14 protein-coding genes are annotated in these 16,649 nt (G+C 61.1%); 7 read left to right on the top strand and 7 right to left on the bottom strand.

Going from position 1 to position 16,649, the window contains the following annotated elements:
- Window positions 1-35 precede the first annotated feature (35 nt).
- The 4 genes from flhD (at window position 36) to motB (ending at window position 2,931) form a co-directional block, all read left to right on the top strand.
- Window positions 36-353, top strand: a complete 318-nt coding sequence (gene flhD / locus ACDA63_RS01000; protein WP_373661288.1) for a flagellar transcriptional regulator FlhD — start codon at window positions 36-38, stop codon at window positions 351-353.
- A gap of 10 nt (window positions 354-363) precedes the next feature.
- Entirely contained in the window at window positions 364-915 is a 552-nt protein-coding gene (flhC, locus tag ACDA63_RS00995; protein ID WP_373661287.1) for a flagellar transcriptional regulator FlhC, read from the top strand.
- 190 nt (window positions 916-1,105) lie between these two features.
- Window positions 1,106-1,963, top strand: coding sequence for a flagellar motor stator protein MotA (gene motA, locus ACDA63_RS00990; RefSeq protein WP_373661286.1), 858 nt, complete (start codon window positions 1,106-1,108; stop codon window positions 1,961-1,963).
- 5 nt (window positions 1,964-1,968) lie between these two features.
- On the top strand, window positions 1,969-2,931 hold the full coding sequence (motB, locus tag ACDA63_RS00985; RefSeq protein WP_373661285.1) for a flagellar motor protein MotB: 963 nt from the start codon (window positions 1,969-1,971) through the stop codon (window positions 2,929-2,931).
- A gap of 57 nt (window positions 2,932-2,988) precedes the next feature.
- Here the strand turns inward: motB and pflA are convergent, their stop codons facing one another.
- The 6 genes from pflA to uxuA all read right to left on the bottom strand — a co-directional run bounded on the left by pflA (window position 2,989) and on the right by uxuA (window position 11,604).
- Entirely contained in the window at window positions 2,989-3,831 is an 843-nt protein-coding gene (pflA, locus tag ACDA63_RS00980; protein ID WP_373661284.1) for a pyruvate formate-lyase-activating protein, read from the bottom strand.
- Window positions 3,832-3,920: 89 nt separating this feature from the next.
- The gene (pflB, locus tag ACDA63_RS00975; protein ID WP_373661283.1) at window positions 3,921-6,179 is read right to left on the bottom strand and encodes a formate C-acetyltransferase; all 2,259 of its coding nucleotides are present in this window, start codon (window positions 6,177-6,179) and stop codon (window positions 3,921-3,923) included.
- Between the two features lie 370 nt (window positions 6,180-6,549).
- A complete protein-coding gene (locus ACDA63_RS00970) occupies window positions 6,550-7,884 on the bottom strand; it encodes a DEAD/DEAH box helicase (RefSeq protein ID WP_373661282.1) in 1,335 nt (444 codons plus the stop codon).
- Between the two features lie 261 nt (window positions 7,885-8,145).
- Entirely contained in the window at window positions 8,146-9,552 is a 1,407-nt protein-coding gene (uxaC, locus tag ACDA63_RS00965) for a glucuronate isomerase (RefSeq protein ID WP_373661281.1), read from the bottom strand.
- A gap of 134 nt (window positions 9,553-9,686) precedes the next feature.
- Window positions 9,687-10,538, bottom strand: a complete 852-nt coding sequence (locus tag ACDA63_RS00960; RefSeq protein ID WP_373661280.1) for an SDR family oxidoreductase — start codon at window positions 10,536-10,538, stop codon at window positions 9,687-9,689.
- Entirely contained in the window at window positions 10,513-11,604 is a 1,092-nt protein-coding gene (uxuA, locus tag ACDA63_RS00955; RefSeq protein ID WP_373661279.1) for a mannonate dehydratase, read from the bottom strand. The genes ACDA63_RS00960 and uxuA overlap by 26 nt, the downstream gene beginning before the upstream one ends.
- 321 nt (window positions 11,605-11,925) lie before the next feature.
- On the opposite strand from uxuA, the gene ACDA63_RS00950 reads away from it, so the two are divergent.
- On the top strand, window positions 11,926-12,639 hold the full coding sequence (locus ACDA63_RS00950; RefSeq protein WP_373661278.1) for a GntR family transcriptional regulator: 714 nt from the start codon (window positions 11,926-11,928) through the stop codon (window positions 12,637-12,639).
- 81 nt (window positions 12,640-12,720) lie between these two features.
- Here the strand turns inward: ACDA63_RS00950 and manD are convergent, their stop codons facing one another.
- Window positions 12,721-13,929: a D-mannonate dehydratase ManD gene (manD, locus tag ACDA63_RS00945; protein ID WP_373661277.1), complete on the bottom strand. Its 1,209-nt coding sequence runs from the start codon at window positions 13,927-13,929 to the stop codon at window positions 12,721-12,723.
- A gap of 320 nt (window positions 13,930-14,249) precedes the next feature.
- Here manD and ACDA63_RS00940 point away from each other — a divergent pair, with 320 nt between their 5' ends.
- Together ACDA63_RS00940 and ACDA63_RS00935 are read left to right on the top strand one after the other, a co-directional pair.
- Complete coding sequence (locus ACDA63_RS00940) at window positions 14,250-15,446, top strand: extracellular solute-binding protein (RefSeq protein ID WP_373661276.1); 1,197 nt, start codon at window positions 14,250-14,252, stop codon at window positions 15,444-15,446.
- A gap of 116 nt (window positions 15,447-15,562) precedes the next feature.
- On the top strand, window positions 15,563-16,639 hold the full coding sequence (locus tag ACDA63_RS00935; RefSeq protein WP_373661275.1) for an ABC transporter ATP-binding protein: 1,077 nt from the start codon (window positions 15,563-15,565) through the stop codon (window positions 16,637-16,639).
- Window positions 16,640-16,649: the final 10 nt, after the last annotated feature.

Genomic DNA, 16,649 nt, shown 5'->3' with positions numbered 1-16,649 from the left:
AACCGTCAGAGACCGTGCGAAAGAGGTAGTGTGAAATGAAGGCCACCGACGTTCAAAGCGAGATCAAGGAGCTGAATCTCGCGTATCTGATGCTCGCGCAGCAAATGATCAAGACCAGTCGCGAGTCCGCCATGCTGAAGCTGGGCGTGGGCTCCGATGTCGCTGACATCATCGAAGGGCTGACCCCGGGCCAGATCCTGCGTATGGCAGGTTCCGACATGATGCTGTGCCGCTTCCGCTTTGACGACGGTCTGCTCGTCAATCTGCTCGCCAACCACGAACGCGACTCCGCGGCCTCGCGCATTCACGCCGCTATCCTGGCTGCGGGTCGTCCGGTCGAGCAGGTCGCCTGAGGAGCCCGTCATGCGCATGAAGAGTCTGATTCAGGACGCGCAGGAAACCCAGCGCGCGATGGAAATGATCGAACTCGGCGCTCGCATGCAGATGCTGGAGTCCGAAACCGGCCTGTCGCGCGAACGCCTGCTCAAGCTGTACAAGGAAATCCGCGGTGAATCGCCGCCCAAGGGCATGCTGCCGTTTTCGACCGATTGGTTCATGCCGTGGCAGCAGAACGTTCACGCCTCGTTGTTCATGGCGTTCCTCGGGTTCATCCAGCGCAATACCGGTTTGAGCGGGCTGGATGCCACGCTCAAGGCGTTCCGCATCTACAAGGAGCACACCGAAAACCAGGGGCTCGATCAGGTGATGAGCCTGACCCGCGCCTGGACGCTGGTGCGTTTCTTCGACGCCAAGATGCTGCAACTGGCGACCTGCACTTGCTGCCAGGGCCAGTTTGTCGCCCACGCGTACGACCCGACCAAGGGCTACGTCTGTGGACTCTGCAACATGCCGGCGCGCGCCGGTAAGGGCAAGCGCGCCGCAGCACGCGAAGAGGCCGTCGCTGCCGCAATGTAGCCTCCGCTCTCCGATTCGCACTCCTCGCACTAATGACGCCGGCGCCAGCCGGCGTCGTCATTTGCAGTCCGCCATATTGCGCCGGGAAGCCGGTCGTCGCCATCCCCTCGGCGTGCCGTTCAAGTTCGAACAGGGTGCGCCGTTACCAATACAGGAAACCAACTAAAAGCAGTCCCCCAAAGGCACTTAAATGGTCTTGCTTGTCGGCTATGTATTGATTCTTGCCGCCTCCGTCGGCACCTACGCGATCCACGGCAATGTGGCCGTACTGTGGGTGCCCACTGAATACCTCGCCATCGTCGGCCTGATGACCGGTGGCTTCGTCGCCGCCAACCCGATGAAGATCGTCAAGGCCACGTTCAAGGCGCTGCCGGGCGTACTCAAGGGCGCGCCGTACAACAAGGCGCTGTATGTGGATCTGCTGGCGATGCTGTTCGAGCTGCTTTCCAAGGTCCGCAAGGAAGGCTTGATGTCCATCGAGAATGACATCGAGAACCCCGAGTCCAGCCCCATCTTTTCGAAGTACCCGGCATTCCTGGCCGACCATCATGCGGTGGAGTTCCTGACCGACTATCTGCGCATGATGGTCGGTGGCAACCTCAATGCGTTCGAACTCGAAAACCTCATGGACGTGGAGCTCGAAACGCATCATCACGAAGCGGCCGCGCCGGCGCACGCCGTGACCAAGATCGCGGATGCCTTACCGGCGTTCGGTATCGTCGTGGCGGTGATGGGGGTTGTGAACGTGATGAGCTCGGTGGGCGAGCCGCCGGCGGTATTGGGCAAGATGATCGGCGGCGCGCTCGTCGGTACATTCCTCGGGATTCTGCTTTCGTACGGTTTTGTCGCACCGGTGGCCAACCAGCTCGAACAGAAATGCGAGGCGTCCGGGAAGATCTATCAGTGCATGAAAGCCGTGCTGCTGGCCAGCATGAGCGGCTATGCGCCGCAGGTCGCGGTGGAGTTCGGCCGCAAGGTGCTCGCCTCGGATGACCGGCCGAATTTCCGCGAGCTGGAAGAAGAGATCAAGAATCGCAAGGGCAAGTGACCGCCATGGATGATCAGCGGCCCATTGTCGTCAAACGCATCGTCAAGAAAGGCGGTGCCCATCATGGCGCGGCGTGGAAGATCGCTTACGCCGACTTCGTGACGGCGATGATGGCTTTCTTTCTGCTCATGTGGCTGCTCGGCTCCACGACCAAGGGTGACCTCAAAGGCATCGCCGATTACTTTCAGAATCCGCTTAAGCTTTCTCTGCAAGGCGGCCCGGGCTCGGGGGCCGCGACGACGCCGATCGAAGGCGGCGGCAAGGATCTGACCAAATCGGTAGGCGAGGTCGCCCGCAGCAACGACCGCGACGCGCGCACGCTGACCAAGGTGCAGGTAAGCAGCAAGCCTTCACCGCAGGAAGAGAAGGTCGAGCGCGCCAAACTGCAGGATCTGAAGGCGCGCATTGAGTCGGTCATCGAAGCGAGCCCCGATCTTCGCCAGTTCAAGAATCAATTGCTGTTGGATATCACCAGCGAAGGGCTGCGCATCCAGATCGTCGATCAGCAGAACCGGCCGATGTTCGACAGCGCGAGCGCCGAACTCAAGCCGTATGCGCGCGTCATCCTGCGGGCTATCTCGGCGGTGCTCAACCAGGTGGACAACCGGATCGCCGTTTCTGGCCACACTGACGCGGCACAGTACGCGGGCGGCGAGCGAGGGTTCTCCAACTGGGAGTTGTCCGCCAACCGTGCCAACGCCTGCCGGCGCGAACTGGTGGCGGGGGGAATGGACGAACGCAAGATCGTGCGCGTGACAGGGCAGTCGTCGATCATTCCGCTCGACCGGAACGATCCCTTCAACCCGATCAATCGCCGGATCAGCATCCTGGTGATGAACTCGCGCACGGCGGACGCGCTGATGCAGGGCGGGCAGGATGTTGATGTCGAGGCAGATACGGCGGACGCCGAACAACTGGCGGCTGAGTTGTCGTCGGCACCGAAGGCCGGTGGCGCAGAACGTCGCTGAACCGGCCTTCTGAGGCAGGAGCCCGGCTGTGCGGCCGGGCTTGGCGTTGCTGGCTGCTTATTCCGGACAGAACAAGCCGTGTTTGCGGAAGATCGCTCGCGCTTTCGATACCTGTTCAGGCGTCGGCGTTGGCGTGTCAGCCAGTTGGTAGTCCATCCCCAGTTGTTCCCATTTGAACTTGCCGAGTTGATGGAAAGGCAGGACCTCGGCGCGTTCGACATTGCCCAGCGATGCGGCAAAGCGCGCCACGCCTTCGATGTTGTCGTCGGCGTCGGTCAGGCCTGGCACCAGCACGAAGCGAACCCACATCGGACGCTTGCGTTCGGCCAGTCGCCGCGCAAAAGCCAGCACGGGTTCGACTGGTTTGGCGGTGGCGCGGATGTGCGTCTCCGGGTCCCAACTCTTGATGTCGAGGAGGAACAGATCAATCTGGTCGAGTTCTTCGTCCGATAGCTTGTTGCCCAGGAAGCCATTGGTGTCGAGCGCCGTGTGGATGCCCATCGCGCGCGCGCCACGCAGGATGTTCATCACGAAACGGTCCTGCACCAGCGGCTCGCCGCCGGATACCGTCACGCCGCCGCCCGAAAGGCGCAGGTAGTCCTTGTACTTGCCCAGCTCTTCGAGGATGTCGTCGGCTGCGACGAGGCGGCCGTGCTTGAGCTTCCAGGTGTCCGGGTTGTGACAGTACTGGCAGCGGAATTCGCAGCCTGTCGTCCAGAACACGACGCGGACGCCGGGGCCATCGACGGCGGAGCCGGTTTCTTCTGAATGCAGGAATCCCCAACGACCTTCGTGGCCGATCTCTTCGGCCTGGTTGTCGTTGATCTCGTCGTTGCTCTCTGTACGGAGTTCAAAGCGGCTGCCCTGGAGGCGGCGCTTGGCAGTTTGTGGTGTCGTCATGGTTATATGACCTGGTTGCCAGAAAGAAAAATCCCGGTCAGGGCGGTGCCCTGACCGGGATGCTCTTACTTAGACAGCAGAGCCGTCAATCAGAGTTCGCCGTGGAACGTCCGGTTGATGACGTCGAGCTGCTGTTCGCGGGTCAGCTTGATGAAGTTGACCGCGTAGCCGGACACGCGGATGGTCAGCTGCGGGTACTTCTCCGGGTGATCCATGGCGTCGACCAGCGTGTCACGATTGAGCACGTTGACATTGACGTGGAAACCGGTGGTACCGAAGAAGCCGTCCAGCGAACGGGCCAGGTTGGTGGTCTGGTCATTCACGTTCGAACCCATGCCGCTCGGCACGATGCTGGAAGTCAGCGAGATACCGTCCTGGCAGTGCTCGTACGGAATCTTGGCGACCGACATGGCCGAGGCCACGAAGCCCAGCTTGTCGCGGCCGTGCATCGGGTTTGCACCCGGAGCAAACGGTTCGCCAGCGCGGCGACCGTCCGGCGTGTTGCCGGTGGCCTTGCCGTACACCACGTTCGACGTGATGGTCAGTACCGACTGGGTGTGCAGCGCGTCGCGGTAGGTCTTGTGCTTGCGCAGTTTGTTCATGAACGTTTCGGTCAGCCAGACAGCGAACTGGTCGACGCGGTCGTCGTTGTTGCCGAACTTCGGGAAGTCGCCTTCCGTCACGTAGTCAGTGATCAGCCCGGAGTCGTCGCGAACGACCTTGACCTTGCCGTACTTGATCGCGGACAGCGAGTCAGCGACCACCGACAGACCAGCAATACCGAAGGCCATCGTGCGCAGCGGGTTGTAGTCGTGCAGCGCCATTTCGATACGCTCATAGGCGTACTTGTCGTGCATGTAGTGAATGACATTCATTGCATTCACGTAAGTGCGGGCCAGCCATTCCATGGCGTGGTCGAACTTGGCCATCACGTCGTCGAAGTCGAGGTATTCACCCTTGACTGCGTCGAACGCGTCCATGACCTGGTCGCCGGATACTTCGTCGCGGCCGCCGTTGATGGCGTACAGCATGCACTTGGCCAGGTTGACGCGAGCGCCGAAGAGCTGCATCTGCTTGCCGACACGCATGGCCGATACGCAGCAGGCGATGGCGGTGTCGTCACCCCAGGCCGGTCGCATCAGTTCGTCGGACTCATACTGGACGGCGCTGGTGTCGATGGAAACCTTGGCGCAGAACTTCTTGAAGCCTTCCGGCAGCTTCGGCGTCCAGAACACCGTCATGTTGGGTTCCGGTGCCGGCCCCAGGTTGTACAGGGTCTGCAGGTAACGGAAACTGTTCTTGGTCACCAGCGGACGGCCGTCAGCCGCCACGCCGCCGATCGATTCGGTCACCCAGGTCGGGTCGCCCGAGAACAGCGCGTCGTATTCCGGTGTGCGCAGGAAGCGGACGATGCGCAGCTTGATGACGAAGTCGTCGATGATTTCCTGGGCTTGCGATTCGGTCAGCGTGCCTTCGGCCAGATCGCGCTCGAAGTAGGCGTCCAGGAAAGTCGAGGTGCGGCCCAGCGACATGGCGGCGCCGTTCTGTTCCTTCACGGCACCCAGGTAGCCGAAGTACAGCCATTGCACGGCTTCCTTGGCGGTTGCAGCCGGACGGGAAATGTCGAAGCCGTACTTGGCGGCCATTTCCTTCAGCTCGCTCAGGGCCTTGACTTGTTCCGACAGTTCCTCACGGTCGCGGATGATCTCGTCGGTCGAGTGAGCGCCATCGATGGAAGCCTTTTCAGCCTTCTTGAACTTGATCAGCGCATCGACGCCATACAGAGCCACGCGACGATAGTCGCCGATGATGCGGCCACGACCATAAGCATCGGGCAGGCCCGTCACGATGTGCGAGCTGCGCGCCTTGCGCACGTCTGCCGGGTAGGCATCGAACACGCCGTCGTTGTGGGTCTTGCGGTACTTGGTGAAGATCTCGCGGTTCTTGGGGTCAACCGGGAAGTTGAATGCCTTCAGGCTGGTTTCAACCATGCGCCAGCCGCCATTCGGGAAAATCGCGCGCTTCAGCGGAGCATCGGTCTGCAGACCGACGATGACTTCATTGTCTTTGTCGATGTAGCCGGCGTCGTGCGCGGTGATCGAGGAGGGGATTTGCGAAACGTCGAGGACGCCACGCTTGCGTTCTTCTTCAAACAGACCGGACAGTTTGTTCCAGATCGCGGTGGTACGCGGGGTCGCAGGGGCCAGGAAACTGTCGTCGCCTTCGTACGGCGTCACGTTATTCAGAATGAAGTCACGGACGTCGATGGCGTTCTTCCACGCAGAGCCCTTAAAGCCACGCCATGCATCAGCGGCGGCGGTGGGGGAGCTTTGGTCACGTTCAGACATGATTGCCTCCTAGTGGCATTTGAAATCGATACCCCCGGTAGGGGCCTGCGCGTCAGGACCTTGTGGGCCCACCCTCGCGCTGTTGAAAGAAGTATGCGCTTCGAGAGTGTCTAATGTTTGATTTAAAGCAAAGTCGCCAGAAACATCCTAATGAAATCAATGTATTACGTAGCTTTATCTTCCCATAGAAAGCGCTTCTGGTGCAGTGCAAAATGCTGTTGTCATGGGGTGTGGTAACAGAACGCTTCACCAGTATAGGTGGAGTTTTCTGGCCTGTCTCGAGGAGAAATCCCTTGTGGCCGATGGCGCTTGAGCAAACCCATTCGATTCGAATGGCATGGCGCAAGTCACCATCGAGGGGAGGGGAAAATCAGCCGTTCTTTTTGTGTTGCGGCGCCGCACGACCATTGCCGCGCTGCGCAGGACGGGCGCCGTTGCGCGCCTGCCCGCGATTGCGCTCTTGCAACGCGCCCTGTCCTGGACGGGGGCCGCGATTGCCGCGTGGCGGTTGCTGCCGATGTGCCGGAGCCGGGGGCGCCGAGTCGCTGATGGGCGCAGGGACGAAGTCATCGATCGTGACCCGCTCGATGGGGCGCTTGATCAGGCGCTCGATGGCGCCCAGCAGCTTCAACTCCTCGCCGTCGACCAGCGACACCGCCGCGCCGGCGCTGCCAGCACGACCTGTACGGCCAATGCGGTGGACGTAGTCTTCCGGCACATTCGGCAGTTCGAAGTTGACCACCTGGGGCAACTGGTCGATATCCAATCCGCGTGCGGCGATGTCGGTCGCCACCAGTACGGGCAGCGTACCTTCCTTGAAGTCGGTCAATGCGCGGATGCGCGCGTTCTGGCTCTTGTTGCCGTGAATCGCGGCAGACGGAATGCCTTGCTTGCCAAGATATTCGGCCAGACGATTGGCGCCATGCTTGGTGCGCGTGAATACCAGCACCTGACGCCAGTCGTGTTTCTTCACCAGGTGCGCGAGCAGTTCACGCTTCTGCTTTTGCCCGATCAGGTGGACCGATTGCTGCACCAATTCGGATGCCGTGTTGCGGCGCGCGACGTCAACGCGGCCGGGGTTGTCGAGCAGGCCATCGGCCAGTTCGCGAATCTCATCCGAGAACGTGGCAGAGAACAGCAGGTTCTGACGCTTGGCGGGCAAGAGCGCAAGAATCTTGCGAATGTCGCGGATGAAGCCCATGTCGAGCATGCGATCGGCTTCATCGAGCACGAGGATTTCGATACCCGACAGATCGAGGGTTTTCTGGCCGACGTGATCGAGCAGGCGACCGGGCGTGGCCACGAGAATGTCGACGCGGCGGCGTAGTGCAGCAATCTGCGGATTGATGTTCACGCCGCCAAACATGACGAGCGACGTCAGCGGTACGTGTTTGCCATAGGTGCGGACGGACTCCTCGACCTGTGCCGCGAGTTCGCGCGTGGGTGTGAGAATCAGGCAGCGAGGACGCCCGGCAGCGGGCTGGCGCGCGGGCTGCGTGGTGTTCAGGCGGTGCAGGACCGGCAGCGTGAAGCCGGCGGTCTTGCCGGTGCCCGTCTGCGCAGTGGCCAGCAAGTCACCTCCGGAGAGTACGAGCGGAATGGCCTGGGCTTGAATCGGGGTGGGGTGGGTATAACCAGCGTCTGAAACAGCGCGCAATAGGGGTTCGGCCAGTCCAAGACCGGCAAAGAGAACCTCGGATGTCATGCAGTGAAACTCCAGCGGCAGCCTGCCGCTCGGAGCGACACCAATCGACGCGGCGGGCCAGTAGTGATCGAAGCGATCGGTGAGAAAAACTTGCCGGTGCGCTGATTGGCGAGGCGCACGGAAAACGCCGATTGTAAGGCCTAAGGGGGTTGGCGCGAAATTTTCCTGCCGCAGGAGAATGCCGGACACGCCATGTTGTGGTGCGCAACCCAACGAAAAACGGCGCCCGAAGGCGCCGTCTTGTCTGGTTGAGCAGGTGGCTCAGACGATGTCGAAGTAACGCTCGGCATTGCCATAGCAGATGCCTTCGACAACCTTCTTCAACTGCGCCCAGTCCTGCGGGTATTCGCCGTTCTCGACCCAGCCGCCGATCATGTTGCACAGGATGCGGCGGAAGTACTCATGACGGGTATAGGACAGGAAACTGCGCGAGTCCGTCAGCATGCCGACAAACGCGCCCAGGTTGCCCAACTGCGACAGTGCCGTGATCTGGCGGATCATGCCGTCCTTCTGGTCGTTGAACCACCAGCCGGAGCCGAACTGCATCTTGCCTACGACCTTGCCGTCCTGGTAGTTGCCGATCATGGTGGCCAGCACTTCATTGTGGATCGGGTTCAGGCAGTAGAGGATCGTCTTCGGCAGCAGATCGTCACCGTCCAGCGTGTCGAGGAAGCGGGCGATCTTGGCCGAGATCAGGTCGTCGGCGATCGAATCCCAGCCGGTGTCCGGGCCGAGCTGCTTGAACATGCGCGTGTTGTTGTTGCGTTGCGCACCGATGTGCAGTTGCATCGCCCAGCCGCGGCGGGCGTATTCACGGCCCAGGTGCAGCATGATGGCTGTCTTGAACTGGTCGGCCTGTTCTTTCGAAACCGGCTCGTTGCTCATGGCTTGCGCCAGTGTGGCGGTCAGTTCGCCTTCCGATGCCTGCGAGAAGAAGGCGATGTCGATGGCGTGGTCGGAAAGCTTGCAGCCGTGGGCGGCGAAGTAATCCAGGCGGGCATCCAGCGCCTTGAGCAGGTCGGGGAAGCTGTTGATCGCCACGCCCGATACAGCGGCCAGGCGACGGATGTAGTCCTGGAACCCGACGCGATCGATGTTGAACGATTTGTCCGGGCGGAACGTCGGCAGCACCTTGACCTTGAAGTCGCTGTCGGCCACGATGGCCTTGTGATAGGCGAGGTCATCGACCGGGTCGTCCGTGGTGCACACCACACGGACGTTGGAGCGGACCATCAGACCGCGAGCCGAAAGTTCAGGCTTGGCGATCTGGGCATTGCAGGTCTCCCACAGTTCATCGGCGGTGGCGGCGGAAACCAGCGTGCGGGTGCCGAAGTAGCGTTGCAGTTCGAGGTGGCTCCAGTGATAGAGGGGGTTGCCCACGCCCATCGGAAGCACTTCGCAGAACTTGCGGAACTTGGCCTGGTCCGGCTGGTTGCCCGTGATGAAGTCCTCGGTCACGCCCGAAGAACGCATGAAGCGCCACTTGTAGTGGTCACCACCGAGCCAGATCTCGGTGATGTTGCGGAACGATTTGTTCTCAGCGATTTCGACCGGCGGCAGGTGGCAGTGGTAGTCGATGATCGGCTGCGGTGCCGCGTATTCGTGGTACAGCTTCTGCGCGGTGGGCGACTCGAGGAGGAAATTGTCGTCCATGAATGCCTTGGCCATGTGGTGGGTCTCCTGATGGCGAGTCGGAATGCTCGCGTGAAAATGTCAGACCAAAAATTGTATCCCAGCCCGAAGCTGCCTTACAGCCTCAGATCAATTGTGACTGGTCGCATTCCGATTCGGTTGTTGAATATTCAAACTCCGCTATAGGAAGAGTAGCCGCCATCTACCGGAATAATGCTTCCGGTGACGAAGCTGGACGCCTTGGAGCATGCCAGCCAGAGCAGGGCGCCGAGCAATTCGTCGGCCGTCCCGAAGCGCGCCATCGGCGTCTGGGCGATCACGCGCTGCGCGCGCTCGGTGTAGCTGCCGTCCTCGTTGACCATCATCTTGCGGTTTTGCTCGGTGATGAAAAAGCCCGGCGCGACGGCGTTGACGCGGATGCCATGGCGTGCGAAGTGCGTCGCCAGCCATTGCGTGAAGTTGGCAATCGCTGCCTTGGCGCTGCTGTAGGCGGCCACCTGGGTCAGCGGTCGGTACGAGGCCATCGATGCAATATTGATGATCGAACAACCTTGCCGGCTGACCATGTGCTTGCCGAAGACCTGGCTTGGCAAAAGGCTGCCCATGAAGTTCAGATCGAATACCGCCTGGAACCCCGCGATATCGAGTTCCAGGAAGCTCGTGTTCTCCGGTCCGGCTGTGAGCGGATCAAAGTAACGCTGACCGGTGACGCCTTTCGGATTGTTGCCGCCAGCCCCGTTGATGAGGATGTCGCACGGTCCGAAAGTCGCCTTGATGTGGTCGGCGGCCGTTTCCAGCGATGGCCGGTCCAGCACATTGGCCGAAATGCCCATGGCGCGCCCGCCCGCGTGTTCGATTTCCTGAGCCAGCGCTTCTGCCTTCGCCAGGTCGCGGCCCAGGACGACCACCTTTGCGCCGCATGCAGCGAGCGCCCGGCACATGGCCGCGCCCAGTACGCCAGCGCCACCCGTCACAACCACCACCTTGTCTTTCAGATCAACCTGAAACGGTAATTCCGTCATGCTTCGCCTTGTTGTCCTTGGGTGGTGGGACGAACTTGTCGATCGCTTCCCACAACCCGTTTAGATAAACGGCGCCCAGGGCTCGGTCGTACAGTCCATAGCCGGGCTTGCCCGTTTCGCCCCAGATCATTCGCCCGTGGTCCGGGCGCACGTATCCGTCGAAACCGACGTCATGATACGCGCGCAGGATGCGCGCCATGTCGAGAGAGCCTTCGCAGGACAGATGGGACGACTCATAGAACGTACCGTCTTCTTCGACCGCCACATTGCGCAGGTGACCGAAGGGAATGCGGCCCATGCCGCCAAATTCGCGCACCAGCGATTCAACGTTGTTGCACAGGTCGGCGCCCAGCGAGCCCGAGCACAAGGTGATGCCGTTGGCGGGCGTATCGATTGTCTTGACCAGACGCATGAGGTCATCGCGGTTCTTGACGATACGTGGCAGGCCGAAGATGGGGCGGGGCGGATCGTCGGGATGCATGGCCATGCGCACGCCGACTTCCTCGGCAACAGGAATGATGCGCTTGAGGAAATACTCCAGGTTCTCCCACAACTTGTCCTCACTCACGTTCTTGTACTCATCGAGTACGCGGCGCAGGTCTTCCGGCTTGTAGCTGGCATCCCAGCCGGGGAGAGAAATGCCCTTCTCCGGATCGATCTGCGCGACCGCGTCGGCATCAAAGGCCAGCGTGTAGGACCCGTCGGGCAGTTGTTTGGCCATTTCGGTGCGCGTCCAGTCGAACACCGGCATGAAGTTGTAGCAGATCACCTTCACGCCGACGGCGGCGCAGTTGCGGATGTTCTGGCAGAAATTGTCGATCAGTCGATCGCGCGTGGGCTTGCCGAGCTTGATGTCCTCGTGCACCGGCACGCTTTCCACGACCTCGAACTTCAAACCTGCGGCCTCGATGCGATCGCGCAGCGCCTCGATCTTCTCAACAGGCCAGACCTCACCGACGGGAACATCGTAGACAGCAGAGACGATGCCGTAGATGCCCGGAATCTGCCGGATGTACTCCAGCTTGACGGGGTCGGACTGACCGTACCAGCGGAAAGTCATCTTCATGTTCGCTGCTCCTCGCGAAGGACTGACGCCCGTTGAAGGCAACGGGCAGAAGGCCGTTGCGCCGGACAAGTCTGTCGTGCCTGCAACGCCACGTGCTCGTTCCAGAATAGGTGCAGCGATGCCGTCGCGCTTGCGTCGCGATCGTGGGAATTTGATGAAGACTGGGGCGTTTCTGGGGGCTTGCCGGGCACAATGCTGACTTTTGTGAGAAGACAGGCAGTACGGAGGGCAGGCGTTCCACGCCTCGCTGTGCGGCTGGTTTATCTTGTATGGTAGTGTATATTGAGTGTTCGACACTCTCGATTCGATTTGGACAAAGTAATGGCGACCGTAGTACAGGCAGATGAGTTTCGTTACCGCGAACCGGTATCGATCGGTGCACAACTGCATCGACACCTGCGCGACGCAATCATCCGCGCCGATCTCAAGCCGGGACAGGCGCTGTCAGAAACCGAAGTCAGCAAGCGCTACGCGGTGAGCCGCCAGCCTGTCCGCGAGGCGTTCATCAAGCTTGCAGAAGAGCGCCTGGTTGAAGTGCTGCCCCAGCGTGGCACGTTCGTGGTGAAGATCTCGATCGATGACGTGATGGACGCGCGTTTCGTCCGCGAAGTCATCGAGGTCGCCATTGTGCAGGAAGTTGCTCTGAGCGCCACGCCAGCGCTTGTGGCGCAATTGCGCGATCTGCTCGAACAGCAGCGTGCGGTTGGCGGAGACAACGAACGCTTTCTTGCGCTCGACGAATCGTTCCACAAGCTGCTTGCTGGTGCGGTGCGACGCGACCACGCGTGGCGCGTGGTCGAAAACGTAAAGGCGCAGATGGATCGTGTGCGTTACCTGAGTATCGAGGACGCCACGCCGATGTCGATCATCGTCGAGCAGCACACACGGATCGTCGACGCCATCGAAGCGGGCGATGCGCTGGCCGCGGCTGCCGCCATGCGCACGCACCTGCGTGAAATCCTCAAGTCCTTGCCCGAGATCGCGCAGAATCACCCGGACATCTTCGAGCCGTCATCCGCGCCGTTGGCTGAGTAACGCGCCAACCCTACGGAAAAAAGGCCCGCGGCATTCTCAATGCCGCGGGCCTTTTCTTTGCGTCGCGTTACCGTGGCGCGCCTACCAGTTCCACAGTGTGCCGTCTTCAAGGCGCGCGATCGGCAGGTAAGCCGGATCGTACGGATAGCGCGCGGCCAGTGCTTCGTCCATTGTCACGCCATGTCCGGGCTCGTCGCCGGGCACCATGTAGCCGTTCTCGAAGCGGTAACTGTTTGGGAACACCTCGTTCACGAGCGGTTCGTGAGCCATGTATTCCTGGATGCCGAAGTTCGGGATCGAAATGTCGAAGTGCAACGCCGCGCCCATGCAGATCGGCGACACGTCGGTCGGCCCATGGCTGCCAGTACGCACCTGATACAGCTCCGCCAATGCCGCGATCTTGCGCATGTGGCTGATGCCACCGGTATGCGTGACGCTGGTGCGGATGTAGTCGATGAGCTGATTTTCGATCAGCGTCTTGCAGTCCCAGATGCAATTGAACACTTCGCCGACCGCCAGCGGCGTCGTTGTGTGCTGGCGGATCAGGCGGAAGGCGTCCTGATTTTCTGCCGGCGTGGCGTCTTCCATCCAGAAGAGGTGATACGGCTCGAGCATCTTGCCCAGACGCGCGGCCTCGATCGGCGTCAGGCGATGGTGTACGTCATGCAGCAGCGGCAGGTCCGGCCCGAAGCGATCGCGCAGTGCCTCGAACAGCTTGGGCATGTGCTGGATGTACTTGTCGGTCGACCAGATGGATTCCTGCGGCAATCCCTTGGTCGCGGGTTCGTAGAACCCGTTCGGCTGGCCTACGCCATAAACCTTGGCCAGACCCGGTACGCCGGTCTGCACGCGGATGGCCTTGAAGCCTTCCTCCAGGTGGCGCTCCACCGCCTCGATGGTGTCGTCGATGCTGGCCCCGTTGGCGTGGCCATACACCAGGCAGCCGGCGCGGCTCTTGCCGCCAAGCAGTTGGTACAGCGGCAGGTTTGCCACTTTCGCCTTGATGTCCCACAGCGCCATGTCGACCGCGGCGATGGCCGTCATCGTCACCGGCCCGCGGCGCCAGTACGCCCCTTTGTAGAGGTACTGCCAGATGTCTTCGATCTGATGCGGATCGCGGCCGATGAGGCAGGGGGCCACGTGGTCCTTCAGGTACGAAGCCACTGATAGTTCGCGGCCGTTGAGCGTGGCGTCGCCCCAGCCGACCAGGCCGTCATCGGTGACGATCTTGAGGGTGACGAAGTTGCGGCCGGGGCTGCAGACGATGACTTTGGCATCGATGATCTTCAATTTAATGTCTCCTGAAAAAACCTTGCGAAGCCGTCAGTGCTCTCGCGGAAATGGGTGAAAACCCTTATTTCGCCGTCGTTGTAACAAACTGACTCACCTACTACCATACATGTTAGCTGAGATTTCGACGTTCGCCACTTGATGCAATGTCGGGTCCGCAGCTTTCGAACCGGCAAGTCGGAACAAATAGAAGAATGCGTGGACGAGCTTGCCCCGCCCGCTCACGACGCAGCCTTGCGGATCGAGCAATTGATCGGCGGTGTGACTGGCTCCTGATACGCGCCGCCGGTTATTTCTGACAGAGGATAGGAGAAGGGTCCATGTTCAAACTAAACAGCCTGGCACGTCAGCTCGTGGTGGCGAGTCTCGTGGCAGCGGGTTCGGCAGTATCGTTGGTGGGTTCGGTGGCACACGCCCAGACGCCGCCGCCGTCCAAGCCCGTCGTCATCAACGTGGTCGACGTCGGCGGTGCGCTCGCCTTCCTGCAGGAAGGCATGGAGAAGTACCGGGACAACAACCCCAAGGTGGTCTCGCGCATCACCTTCACGAAGGCGCCTTCGCCCGAGTTGCCGGGCAAGCTCAAGGCGATGCAGGCTGCCAACCGTTCGGACATCGATCTGGTGGTAGGGGGCGTGGATATTCTGTCCTCGGGCATCGATCAGAATCTGTGGATTCCGATCTTCCCCACCTATGCGAAGGACTTTCCCGGCGTACTTGACAGTTACTTGCCGGCGGCGGCCAAGATGCAGGAACTGGCGCAGAACCAGGCGCTGGCGGTCGGATTCATGTACAACGGCCCGTTCCTCGAATACAACCCGGCGACCGTGAAAACCGTGCCGAGTACGCCGCAGGAATTGCTCGCCTGGTGCAAGGCCAATCCCAACAAATTCATCTACGCCCGGCCCGCCAATTCGGGGCCGGGGCGCGCATTCATCATGGGTCTGCCGTACATGCTCGGCGACAAGGACCCGAAGGACCCCGTCAAGGGCTGGGACAAGACCTGGGCCTACCTGAAGGATCTTGATTCCTGCATCGAGTACTACCCCTCGGGCACCGGCGCGGTGTTCAAGGAGGTGGGCGAAGGCTCGCGCGACATCACTGTCACCACCACTGGCTGGGACATCAATCCGCGCGCCCTGGGCATCGTGCCGAAGGAGTTCAAGATCAACATCTTCAAGGGCATGACCTTCGTGAACGACTCGCAGTACATGATGGTTCCGAAGGGTGTGACGGGCGATAAGCTCGCCGCAGTCATCGACCTCATGCGCTACATGATGCGCCCCGAAGCGCAGGCGCTCACATGGGACAAGGGCTACTTCTACCCCGGCCCGGCGATCAAGAACGTGCCGCTGTCGATGGCGCCGAAGGCAAGCCAGGATGTGATGAAGGAATTTGGCCGACCCGAGTATGACGAAATCATGAGCAAGTACCCACAGGCACAGCAGCTCGACGCCAAGGCGCTCGTTGCGGCTTTCCGCAAGTGGGACGAAGACATCGGCGCACGCAAGACGCGCTGACATTTGCTCGCTGACCCGACTCTGCCTACACGGGGGCATTCGTGCGCCCGTGCGGCGGGTCGTTTTGTCGAAGGTTTCGTCGCATCGCCTGGCGATGCGTGCAACAGGGGTTGCCAATGAGTCATCAGAATTTCAGCGAACTGCACCTGCGTGGGGTGACGCGGCGTTTCGATAACGCCGGCGCCAGTTTCGCTGCCCTGGACGGGCTGACCGTCAACATCAAGCGCGGTGAATTCATCGCTTTTCTTGGACCATCGGGTTGCGGCAAGTCGACCGCCCTCAACTGCGTGGCGGGGCTCTTCCCGCTGACAGGCGGCAGCATCTACGTCGATGATGCTCGCATCGATACCCTGCCGCCCGAACGGCGCGGCTTTGGGATGGTATTCCAGAGCTACGCGCTGTTCCCGCACATGACAGTGCGCGATAACGTCGGCTTCGGCCTGCTCATGCGACGCGTGCCCAAGCCCGAAATTGCGCAGCGCGTGAAGAGGGCGCTGGAACTCGTTCAACTCGTCGGGCAGGAACACAAGCTTCCGGGGCAACTCTCCGGCGGCCAGCAGCAGCGGGTGGCGATCGCGCGAGCCATCGTCATTGAACCGCCGCTCATCCTGATGGACGAGCCGCTATCGAATCTCGACGCCAAGCTGCGTCTCGAAATGCGCTCGGAGATCCGCCGCATCCACCAGGAGCTGGGCCGTTCCACCATCTACGTGACGCACGACCAGGACGAGGCGCTGTCGCTGGCCGACCGAATCGTCGTGCTCAAGGACGGGGTGACGCAACAAATCGCGCCTCCGCACGAGGTCTACACACAACCGGCCAATCTCGAAGTCGCGCGCTTCATGGGCTACCGCAATGTGCTGGAAGCCGATATCATCGAAGCCCTCTCCGACAACCGCGTACGCTTGCGCAAAGGCGGATTGACGCTCACGGGGGTTCCCCAGCAGACGATGACGGGCAAGCATGCCTACGTCGCCATGCGGCCCGAGGACTTCGTACTGGGCGGCGACGCCGGCGAAAACAGCTTCGAGGCCACGGTCGAGAACGTCGAGTACTGCGGCCATCATTCGCAGGTAGACGTGATGACGGCGTCCGGCCAACCACTGCATCTGCGTACCGTGACGGGCTTGAAGGTAGGCGACCCCGTGCGCCTGTCGATCCCTTCGCATCGCGTGCTGGTCTATCCGCGCTGAAGGGGGCCGC

Source organism: Uliginosibacterium sp. sgz301328 (assembly GCF_041807905.1).
Lineage (GTDB): Bacteria > Pseudomonadota > Gammaproteobacteria > Burkholderiales > Rhodocyclaceae > JBGVSA01.
This window is presented reverse-complemented; position numbering and strand designations above follow the sequence as displayed.

Bases quoted from the DNA above. Each gene is read 5' to 3' on its own strand.
- ACDA63_RS00940 (WP_373661276.1), top strand. From the start codon at position 14,250: ATGTTCAAACTAAACAGCCTGGCACGTCAGCTCGTGGTGGCGAGTCTC.
- ACDA63_RS00950 (WP_373661278.1), top strand. From the start codon at position 11,926: ATGGCGACCGTAGTACAGGCAGATGAGTTTCGTTACCGCGAACCGGTA.
- flhD (WP_373661288.1), top strand. From the start codon at position 36: ATGAAGGCCACCGACGTTCAAAGCGAGATCAAGGAGCTGAATCTCGCG.
- ACDA63_RS00970 (WP_373661282.1), bottom strand. From the start codon at position 7,884: ATGACATCCGAGGTTCTCTTTGCCGGTCTTGGACTGGCCGAACCCCTA.
- flhC (WP_373661287.1), top strand. From the start codon at position 364: ATGCGCATGAAGAGTCTGATTCAGGACGCGCAGGAAACCCAGCGCGCG.
- motA (WP_373661286.1), top strand. From the start codon at position 1,106: ATGGTCTTGCTTGTCGGCTATGTATTGATTCTTGCCGCCTCCGTCGGC.
- ACDA63_RS00935 (WP_373661275.1), top strand. From the start codon at position 15,563: ATGAGTCATCAGAATTTCAGCGAACTGCACCTGCGTGGGGTGACGCGG.
- ACDA63_RS00960 (WP_373661280.1), bottom strand. From the start codon at position 10,538: ATGACGGAATTACCGTTTCAGGTTGATCTGAAAGACAAGGTGGTGGTT.
- pflA (WP_373661284.1), bottom strand. From the start codon at position 3,831: ATGACGACACCACAAACTGCCAAGCGCCGCCTCCAGGGCAGCCGCTTT.
- motB (WP_373661285.1), top strand. From the start codon at position 1,969: ATGGATGATCAGCGGCCCATTGTCGTCAAACGCATCGTCAAGAAAGGC.
- uxaC (WP_373661281.1), bottom strand. From the start codon at position 9,552: ATGGCCAAGGCATTCATGGACGACAATTTCCTCCTCGAGTCGCCCACC.
- pflB (WP_373661283.1), bottom strand. From the start codon at position 6,179: ATGTCTGAACGTGACCAAAGCTCCCCCACCGCCGCCGCTGATGCATGG.
- uxuA (WP_373661279.1), bottom strand. From the start codon at position 11,604: ATGAAGATGACTTTCCGCTGGTACGGTCAGTCCGACCCCGTCAAGCTG.